Below are 9,159 nucleotides of genomic sequence, written 5' to 3'. Positions count from 1 at the left end.
CCTGTTGATGAAGCCGCCGTCCACCATGCTGGTGCGCAGCCAGTCCAGCAGGCCCGCCCAGTAGGCGGAATTGTAGAGGATGATGGGGAAGGGCCGGATGCGGCCGGTCTGGGCCAGGACGAAGGCCTCGGACAGCTCGTCGATGGTGCCCATGCCGCCGGGCATGACCACATAGGCCATGGCGTACTTCACGAACATGAACTTGCGCGTGAAGAAGTAGCGGAAATTGCAGCGCGTCTTCACATACTGGTTGCAGCCCTGCTCGTGGGGCAGCTCGATGTGCAGGCCCACGGACACGCCGCCCGCCTCGGCCGCACCCTTGTTGGCCGCCTCCATGACGCCGGGCCCGCCGCCGGTGATGACGCCGAAGCCCTTTTCCACCAGCATGCGGGCCAGCCGCTCGGCATCCCTGTATTCGGGCGTATCGGGCGTGGAACGCGCGGAACCGAAGATGGAGACGCAGTCGCTGTCCAGATGGTTGAGCGTGTCCAGGGCCTGGACCATTTCGGCCATGATGCGGATGGTGCGCCAGGATTCGGTGGTCATGGCGTTGAGGTCGTCGATGACGTTCTGCCGGATCTCCATGAAAGCCTCCTTGCTGCGGGGATCGCAGGGTATGGGCCGTTATCCTAAAACGGACGGGCTCCTGCCGTCAAAGGATTCCCGGGGCTTGCGCTTCCGGCTGAGGAAGCGCATAGTGAAGAATCCCCCGCTTGCATCCGGCAAGCTGAATGTCATCCCGGAGCATCCCATGAAAGTCCAGTTTCTCGGCGCCGCACAGACCGTCACCGGTTCCTGTTATATGATCGAAGCCTGCGGCAGGCGTTTTTGTATCGACTGCGGTATGCATCAGGGCAACAAGGCCATCGAGGAGCGCAACCGCAATCCCCGGCCCTACGCCCCTGAAAATATCGACTTCATCCTCGTGACCCACGCCCATATCGACCACTCGGGCCTGCTGCCCCTCATGGTGCGCGAGGGCTTCAACAAGCCCATCTACTGCACCAAGGCCACCAGCGAACTGCTGGACATCATGCTGCAGGACAGCGCCCACATCCAGGAGATGGAAGCCCAGTGGGAAGCCAAGAAGTACAGCCGCCGCGGCCTCAAGAACCCGCCCGCGGCCCTGTACACCACCGAGGACGCCCTCAAGACCGCCGAGCTCCTGCATCCCGTGGCCTACCATGAGGATTTCGAGCCCGCCCCGGGCATCAAGGTCACCTATTACGACGCGGGCCACATCCTCGGTTCCGGCTCCCTGCGCCTGGAAGTCACCGAAGACGGCAAGACCACCAGCATCATCTTCTCGGGCGACATCGGCCGCCCCCAGGCCCTCATCGTGCGCGATCCCGAAAGCCCGCCCAAGGCGGATTACATCTTCATGGAATCCACCTACGGCGACCGCAACCACAAGAACGAGGAGATCAGCGACGAGGAACTGGCCGAGGCCATCGCCTACAGCTACGCCAAGGGCGAAAAGGTCATCATCCCCGCCTTCGCCGTGGAGCGCACGCAGGAGATCCTCTACTGCCTGCACATCCTGCAGAGCAAGGGCAAGCTGCCCGAGGACATGCCCGTCTTCGTGGACAGTCCCCTGGCCATCCGCGCCACCGAGGTCTTCCGCCGCAACCGCGAACTCTTCGACGAGGACGCGCAGAAGATGCTGCACCAGGGCGACGATCCCTTCGAGCTGCCCAACCTGCGCTACACCCTGGACGTGGCGGAGTCCCAGAGCATCAACGACTACAAGGGCCCGGCCATCATCATCTCGGCCAGCGGCATGTGCAACGCGGGCCGCGTGCGCCATCACCTCAAGCACAATATCTGGCGGCCCGGGGCCAGCATCGTTTTCGTGGGCTATCAGGCCGTGGGCACCCCCGGCCGCAAGATCGTGGAAAAAGCCAGCAAGATCACCCTGTTCGGCGAAGACATGGAGATCGCGGCCCGCATCTACACCATCAACGGCTTCTCCGCCCATGCCGGCCAGGACCAGCTGCTGGACTGGCTCGCGCCCCTGGTCCACGACAAGGCCAACGTGGTGCTGGTCCACGGCGAAGAAAAGGCCCAGAACGTGCTTTCCGGCCTGATCAGGGAAAAATTCGGCCTGACGCCCATGGTGCCCGGCTACATGGAAGAAATGATCCTGGAAGGCCATCAGGTGGCCCAGACCGTGCAGCACGAGGCCCTGGCCCATCCTCGCGTCAACTGGGACTTCCTCACCGGCGAGGTGGAACGCAAGTGGGGCATGTTCAAGGGCAAGCTGGCCGACATCGAGCAGAGCCCCTGGGTACAGCAGACCGAACTGCGGGACGCCCTGGCCATGATGGATTACGCCCTGACCCGCCTGCTCTCGCGCATGTAGGCCCGGGCGCACGGCTTCCGGGGGCGCGGCCTGCGGGCCGCGCCCTTTTTTGCGTCCCTGGCCACGGACGACGGCCGCCCATTGACGGAAGGACCGCCGCACGGCTATGCTGTTGCCCCGCCCCGCGCGGTCCGAAGCCCTTGTTGACCATCAACCGCCGCAGACCTGCGGCGCTGAACTTACAGGAAAAACCATGCGCATCATCTCCGGCAGACTGGGCGGCAGACGCATCAGGACCGTGGAAGGCGAAGGCTACCGCCCGGCCATGGGCAAAACGCGCGAGTCCCTGTTCTCCATGCTCACCTCGCGGGGCGTGGTCTGGGACGGCGCGCGCGTGCTGGACCTGTTCGCGGGCAGCGGCAGCCTGGCCTTCGAGGCCGTGAGCCGGGGCGCGGCCCTGGCCGTGCTGGTGGAGAACTCCGCCGCGGCCGCCCGCTGCCTGGCCGACAACATCAGCCAGCTGGGCGTGGAGGACTGCGTGCGCCTGATCCGCGACGACGTGCGCAAGACCCTCAACAACGCGCCCCTGGGCTGCTTCGACCTGGTCTTCCTGGACCCGCCCTACCGCAAGAACCTGCTCAACGCCACCCTGCAGGCGCTGTGCAGGCGCGACTGGCTGGCGCCCGGCGCCCTGGTCTGCGCCGAGATCGAAAAGGACGCCGCCGTGGCCGCTCCCGACAGTCTGGAACTGCTGGTGGAACGCCATTTTGGTCAAACCCGCATACTCATATGGACACTCGCATGAAACTGGCACTCTATCCCGGCACCTTCGATCCCCTGACCAACGGGCACCTGGCCCTCATCCGCCGCGGGCTGGCCGTCTTCGACCAGATCGTGGTGGCCGTGGCCGACAATACGCCCAAGTTTCCCCTGTTCACCCAGGAAGAGCGCGTGGCCATGGCCCGCGAGGCCGTGGGCGACGACGAGCGCATCCTGGTGGAGCCCTTCACCGGCCTGACCGTGGAATACGCGGCCCAGCGCGGGGCCTGCGCCATCCTGCGCGGCCTGCGCGCCGTCTCGGACTTCGAATACGAGTTCCAGCTGGCCCTCATGAACCGCCGCCTGCAGCGCAACATCCAGACCGTCTTCCTGATGACCGACTACCAGTGGCTGTTCATCAGCTCCACCATCGTCAAGGCCGCGGCCAGCCACGGCGCGGACATCGTGGGCCTGGTGCCCGAGAACGTGCGCCGCCGCCTGATGGAGAAGTACCAGCGCGGCGAAGTGCGCCAGGGCACACCCTGCCTCTCCGCCCCCTACGGCGGCTTCCGCGTCAAGAACTGAGATGGCCGCGCCCCTGCCCGTCATCTGTCTGGCCGGCCCCACGGGCTGCGGCAAGACCGCCGCGGCCCTGGCCCTGGCCGAAGCCCTGGACGGCGAGGTCATCAACGCCGACTCCCGCCAGGTCTACAGCGACTTCCCCCTCATCACGGCCCAGCCCTCGGCCGAGGAGCGGGCCTGCTGCCCGCACCACCTGTACGGCTTCCTCCCCACGCAGCAGAAGATCAGCGCCGGCCGCTGGGCCGACCTGGCCGTGGCCGAAGCGCGGGCCGTGCTGGCGCGGGGCCGCGTGCCCCTGCTGGTGGGCGGTACGGGCCTTTATTTCCAAGGCCTGCTGCACGGCATCGCCGGGATCCCGGCCGTCGATCCCGCCATCAGCGCCGCCCTCACGGCCCGGCTGGAGCAGGAAGGCCCCGCCGCCCTGCACGCCGAGCTGGCCCTGTCCGATCCCGCCTACGCGGCCCGCATCCACCCCAACGACCGCCAGCGCATCGTGCGCGCCCTGGAAGTGCTGGCCGCCACCGGCCACACCTTCAGCTGGTGGCACGAGCACGCCATGCCCGAACCGCCCTGCGCCGGTCCTTTGCTGGTGCTGGACATGGAGCTGGACGCCCTGACGCCCCGCCTGGTCCGGCGCATCGACCTGATGCTGGAACAGGGGGCGCTGGACGAGGCCCGCGCCGCCAGCCTGCGCTGCGATGATGCCGCGGCCCCCGGCTGGTCCGGCATCGGCTGCGCCGAAGTGCTGGCCCATCTGCGCGGCGAGCTCTCCCTGGAGGACTGCCGCCGCCTCTGGCTGCACAATACCCGCGCCTATGCCAAGCGCCAGCGCACCTGGTTCCGGGCCCGCCCCGGGGCGCGCTTTTTCGCGCCGCAGGATCTGGACGGCCTGCTCAGGGCCGTCCGGCAGCGCGCCTGAGGCCCCGCTCCCTCCCCGCTCTCCCCGGTGTGCGAAGGGCTGCCCCGGCGCCGTTCGTCCGGTCTGACGGGCGGGACCGGCCCCCAGGGATGGCGCTCTGCCCTGGCGCGCGCATGCACCGCTTCCCGACCAGCTCCCGGAGCCGCGCCCGCCCTGGCACGCACTGCCGGCATCCGGCAGGCACGCATCCCGCCCGTGCCCTGGCGCGCGCCGTCGTCGTCCCGGCCGGCGCACGGGGCGGGTGGGCGTCCAGACCCACGCACAGGCCCGGTGCGCCCACCCCGGAAGCGCTCCCGGCTCCTTCCGCTCCCTGCCGTGACTTGGCGGCCTTGGCCATCACTGCCCACGTCTGCATAGGGCCGCGCCAAGGCCCGCCGGACGGCCCGCTCCTTTCGTCTGTCCGGCGCCCCGCCCGCTCCCTGTCGCCGGCGGCCGCCCGTGTGGCATGTCATGAAATCCGTCATGGGATTTTCCGGCATCGGCACCGCGCGGGACTGCGGGAAGGCCCCTGTCCGGCCCTCGTGCGCGAAGGCGAAAACCCCTTCCATCCGGCCGTTTTCCCACGCTTTCACGCGGGCCCCGAAGGCCCTCATACCAGCCTGCGAGCAGGCTTTGCAGCGTGCCGGCCCCCCTTGACGTGACCTTGTGCCTGCGGTAACTTGCCACACATTATTGGTGTGTTTGGCTCATGAGAGCCGGAGGACGCCCGCGACCCTGCGCCGCGGGACAATGGGGAAAAGTCTGTTTCAAAAGGACGAGCACATGAGGAACGGTAAAGCACTGCTTTTGGCGGCGGTGATTGCCTTGGCCGGCGTGGCCTGTCTGATGCTTCCCGAAGCCAACCGCGCTGTGGCGGTGGGCCTGGAAGAGTCCGACGCGGAAATGCCTAATGCCACGGTTCTCTTTCCGGTCAGCGAAAAGCCCAATCCCAAGGGCGCCAGCATGACGCCGGTGACATTCAACCATCAGGCCCACGTCGACAAGATCGATGACTGCACGGCCTGCCATCACACGGGCGACATGGTGGCCTGTACCACCTGTCATACCGTGGAAGGCAAAGCCGAGGGCAAATTCATCACCCTTGAGCGTGCCATGCACGTCGCCAAGGTCGCCCCGCGCAAGGAAGGCGTCACGCCCCAGAGCTGCGTGAGCTGCCACGAACAGCAGTACAAGGAACGCCGCGAATGCGCCGGCTGCCACCAGATCGTCACCCCCAGCCGTGACGACCAGTGGTGCGGCGTGTGCCATGTGGTCAGCAGCAAGATGACCCCCGAGCAGTACCAGCTGGGCGTTGCCGGCAAGCTTCCCGCCGAGGATCGCGTGGCCCTGGCCGAAGCCACCATCGAAGAACGCAAGCCCGTGGATTACATGGCTCCCGAAGCCTGCCCCTACAAGGTGGTCATCGGCGGCCTGTCCGACAAGTTCGAGCCCAACCTCTTCAACCATCGCCGTCACGTCTCTTCGCTCATGAAGCGCATCGAAGGCGACAATCTGGCCAAGGCTTTCCACAGCCAGCCCGAGATCCTGTGCGCCACCTGCCACCATCGCAGCCCCCTGTCGGCCACGCCGCCCAAGTGCGGCAGCTGCCACTCCGCCAAGATCGATCCGCGCGTGCCCGGTCGCCCCACGCTGAAGGCCGCGTATCATCTGCAGTGCATGGGTTGCCATGACGGCATGGACGTCGCCCGTCCCCTCGACACGTCCTGCGCGTCCTGCCACAAGCCGCGTGCGACCGAGAACGCCAACTAGCTGGAGAGTACGATTATGGATCGTAGAAAATTTCTGACCATCCTGGGCAGCGCTGGCGTCGCTTCCGCATTGGGCACGGCACAAGTGGCCAAGGCCGGCGGCACCCATATGTTCCCTTACTATGAAGACAGCTACGGCGTCCTGCACGATACCACCCGCTGCATCGGCTGCCGCAGCTGCGAAGAGGCTTGCAACAAGGTCAACCACCTGCCCAAGCCCGAAAAACCCTTCACCGACCTTTCCGTCTGCAACAAGACCCGCCGCACCTCGGCCGATGCCTGGACGGTGGTCAACAAGTACGACGTGGGCGGCAAGCCCGTGTTCCGCAAGCTGCAGTGCTTCCACTGCAACGACCCGGCCTGTGCCTCCGCCTGCTTCGCCAAATGCTTCCAGAAGCAGCCCGACGGCAGCGTGACCTACGACGGTACCCAGTGCGTGGGCTGCCGTTACTGCATGATCGCCTGTCCCTTCTATGTGCCCGGCTTCCAGTATGAAGAGGCCTGGGATCCGCTGGTCCAGAAGTGCACCTTCTGCGAGCCCCGCCTGAAGGAAGGCAAACTGCCCGGCTGTGTGGAAGCCTGTCCCATGGACGCCCTGACCTTCGGCCGCCGCTCCGACCTCATCAAGATCGCCCGCAAGCGCATCGCCGAGAACCCCGGCAAGTATGTGGATTACATCTACGGCGAATGGGATGCCGGCGGCACCGCCTGGATGGTCCTGGCCCCCGCGCCCACCCCGTCGGCCGTCAAGGCCGCCGGTACGGCCGACGCCGGCCATACCTTCAAGGAACTGGGCCTGGATACCCATCTGGGCAACCGTCCCATGGGCGAACTGACCTACGGCGCCCTGGGTGCCGTGCCCATGATCATCGCCTTCTGGCCCATCCTCTTCGGCGGCGCCTACGGCATGACCAAGCGCCGTGAGGCCATGAGCAAGGCCGCCCAGGAAAAGACCGTCCAGACCGCCAAGGAAGATGTGACGGCCGCCGTGGACGTCGCTGTGCGCAGCATCGAGCAGACCCAGGGACCCGTGGCCGCCGACGAAGCCCGCAAGGCTATGATCCAGGCCCTCAAGGCCCGCGAAGCTCAATCCGGCTGCGACAGCTGCTGCGGCTGCAAGCACGGGGAGGATAAGTAAATGTCCCAGCACCAAATCGTGATCCCCACCAAGGACAAACTGTTCAACCTTGGTGAGTTTTCCCTGCGTCGCCCCGGCAACATGATCACCGCGGTCATCCTGGTCGTGGGCTTCGTGCTGACCTTCATCCGCTTCACCCAGGGCATCGGCTCCATCACCAACCTGTCCGACACCCAGCCCTGGGGCATGTGGATCGGCTTCGACCTGCTCTGCGGCGTGTGCCTGGCCGCCGGTGGCTACTTCACCACCGTGGCCTGCTACGTCATGGGCATGAAGCACTTCCATTCGGCCGTGCGCCCCGCCGTGACCACCGCCTTCCTGGGCTATGCCTTCGTGGTCGTGGCCCTGCTGTATGACCTTGGTCATCCGCTGCGCCTGCCCTACATGTTCTTCTTCCCCGGCACCACCTCGGTCCTGTTCGAAGTGGGCTTGTGCGTGGCCACCTACCTGACCGTGCTGTTCATCGAATTCTCGGTGGCGCCCATGGAATGGCTGTCCTGCAAGTTCCCCTTCCTCAAGAAGTGGCGCAAGGTCGTGGTGCGCTGCACCATCCTGCTGACCATCTTCGGCGTCTGCCTGTCCACCCTGCACCAGTCCTCGCTGGGCGCCCTCTACCTGATCGCCCCCGGCAAGCTGCATCCGCTGTGGTACTCCCCCTTCATGCCCATGTTCTTCTTCGTCAGCTCCATGGTGGCCGGCTGCTCCATGGTCATCTTTGAAGGCATGTGGGCCCACAAGGGCGTGCACCACTACATGGACGAGACCCACCTGCGCGAAGCTGACGAAGTGGTCTTCAGCTTCTCCAAGGCCGGTGCCTTCATCCTCTTCGGCTACTTCATGCTGAAGCTCATCGACATGCTGGTCCAGGCCAACCTGCCCTACCTCTGCAGCGGCTACGGCGTGTGGTGGCTGGTGGAAATGCTGTTCTTCGTGCTGATGCCCGCCCTGCTCTATGCCAAGGGCTCCCGCGAACGCAACATCAAGCTCTGCCGCTTCGCCTCGGCCAATGCCGTGCTGGGCATCGTGCTGAACCGCTTCAACGTGTCCATGATCGCCTTCAACTACGCCCTGCCTGCTGACGAGCGTTACTTCCCCAGCATCTGGGAGATCTGCATCTCCATCTTCGTGGTGACCCTGATCGTGACCGTGTACCGCTTCATCGTCTATCACATGCCGGTGCTGTACGAACATCCCGACTTCAAGGACGCCCACTAGGACAGGAGGAACACCATGGAATTCCATACCTTTTACGACTATTTCCTCTATACCAAGAACTGGGCCTACATCATGATGTTCGTGACCCTGCCCGTCTATGTCCTCTACTGGAACACCATCCTGTTCCCCAGGAAGGGCCCCTGGCTCTTCGGTGATGACGACGAGCATTAGGCCGTACGGACAACGCACAACAAAGGGCGGGGGCGACCCCGCCCTTTTTGCGTCCCCGGCCCTTTTCGTCCTCCATCCTCTTCGTCCTCCCGCCCTTTTTGCGTCCCCGGCCCTTTTCGCGGCCTGAACAGAGCGGCGGGCGGCGCGGAGAGCGCGGGCGACATGCGTCGTCCAGCCGCAGGGGCTGCCGTTCCCCCGGGACTGCCCGGAAGCTGACGCTGCCCTGTCCCGCGGCCGGCTTGAAAGGATGCAGGAGCCGTTCGGGGGCGGTGTCCGGCCTTGCCGCAGGCAAGGCGGACTGTCCGTGCGTCTTCCCTGAGCCGTC

At 65.8% G+C, this 9,159-nt stretch carries 9 protein-coding genes; 8 read left to right on the top strand and 1 reads right to left on the bottom strand.

Going from position 1 to position 9,159, the window contains the following annotated elements:
• Positions 1-585: TIGR00730 family Rossman fold protein (locus Q1X76_RS04060; protein ID WP_300718250.1), on the bottom strand; the 585-nt coding region annotated here is incomplete at its 3' end.
• A 166-nt stretch (positions 586-751) separates the two neighbouring features.
• On the opposite strand from Q1X76_RS04060, the gene Q1X76_RS04055 reads away from it, so the two are divergent.
• The 8 genes from Q1X76_RS04055 (at position 752) to Q1X76_RS04020 (ending at position 8,834) form a co-directional block, all read left to right on the top strand.
• On the top strand, positions 752-2,362 hold the full coding sequence (locus tag Q1X76_RS04055) for an MBL fold metallo-hydrolase (protein WP_300718249.1): 1,611 nt from the start codon (positions 752-754) through the stop codon (positions 2,360-2,362).
• A gap of 193 nt (positions 2,363-2,555) precedes the next feature.
• Positions 2,556-3,107 (top strand): 16S rRNA (guanine(966)-N(2))-methyltransferase RsmD, encoded by a 552-nt coding sequence (rsmD, locus tag Q1X76_RS04050; protein WP_300718248.1) that lies wholly within the window; start codon positions 2,556-2,558, stop codon positions 3,105-3,107.
• Positions 3,092-3,646 (top strand): pantetheine-phosphate adenylyltransferase, encoded by a 555-nt coding sequence (gene coaD, locus Q1X76_RS04045; protein WP_300718247.1) that lies wholly within the window; start codon positions 3,092-3,094, stop codon positions 3,644-3,646. The genes rsmD and coaD overlap by 16 nt, the downstream gene beginning before the upstream one ends.
• 1 nt (position 3,647) lies before the next feature.
• Complete coding sequence (gene miaA / locus Q1X76_RS04040; RefSeq protein WP_300718246.1) at positions 3,648-4,562, top strand: tRNA (adenosine(37)-N6)-dimethylallyltransferase MiaA; 915 nt, start codon at positions 3,648-3,650, stop codon at positions 4,560-4,562.
• A 762-nt stretch (positions 4,563-5,324) separates the two neighbouring features.
• Positions 5,325-6,311 (top strand): cytochrome c3 family protein, encoded by a 987-nt coding sequence (locus tag Q1X76_RS04035; protein WP_300718245.1) that lies wholly within the window; start codon positions 5,325-5,327, stop codon positions 6,309-6,311.
• 15 nt (positions 6,312-6,326) lie between these two features.
• Positions 6,327-7,448 (top strand): sulfate respiration complex iron-sulfur protein HmcB, encoded by a 1,122-nt coding sequence (gene hmcB, locus Q1X76_RS04030; RefSeq protein WP_300718244.1) that lies wholly within the window; start codon positions 6,327-6,329, stop codon positions 7,446-7,448.
• Positions 7,449-8,663: a sulfate respiration complex protein HmcC gene (hmcC, locus tag Q1X76_RS04025; protein ID WP_300718243.1), complete on the top strand. Its 1,215-nt coding sequence runs from the start codon at positions 7,449-7,451 to the stop codon at positions 8,661-8,663. It begins immediately after the preceding gene.
• Between the two features lie 15 nt (positions 8,664-8,678).
• Entirely contained in the window at positions 8,679-8,834 is a 156-nt protein-coding gene (locus tag Q1X76_RS04020; RefSeq protein WP_300718242.1) for a hypothetical protein, read from the top strand.
• Positions 8,835-9,159 lie beyond the last annotated feature (325 nt).

Source organism: uncultured Desulfovibrio sp., assembly GCF_949282365.1.
In the GTDB taxonomy this organism is placed as follows: domain Bacteria; phylum Desulfobacterota; class Desulfovibrionia; order Desulfovibrionales; family Desulfovibrionaceae; genus Desulfovibrio.
This window is presented reverse-complemented; position numbering and strand designations above follow the sequence as displayed.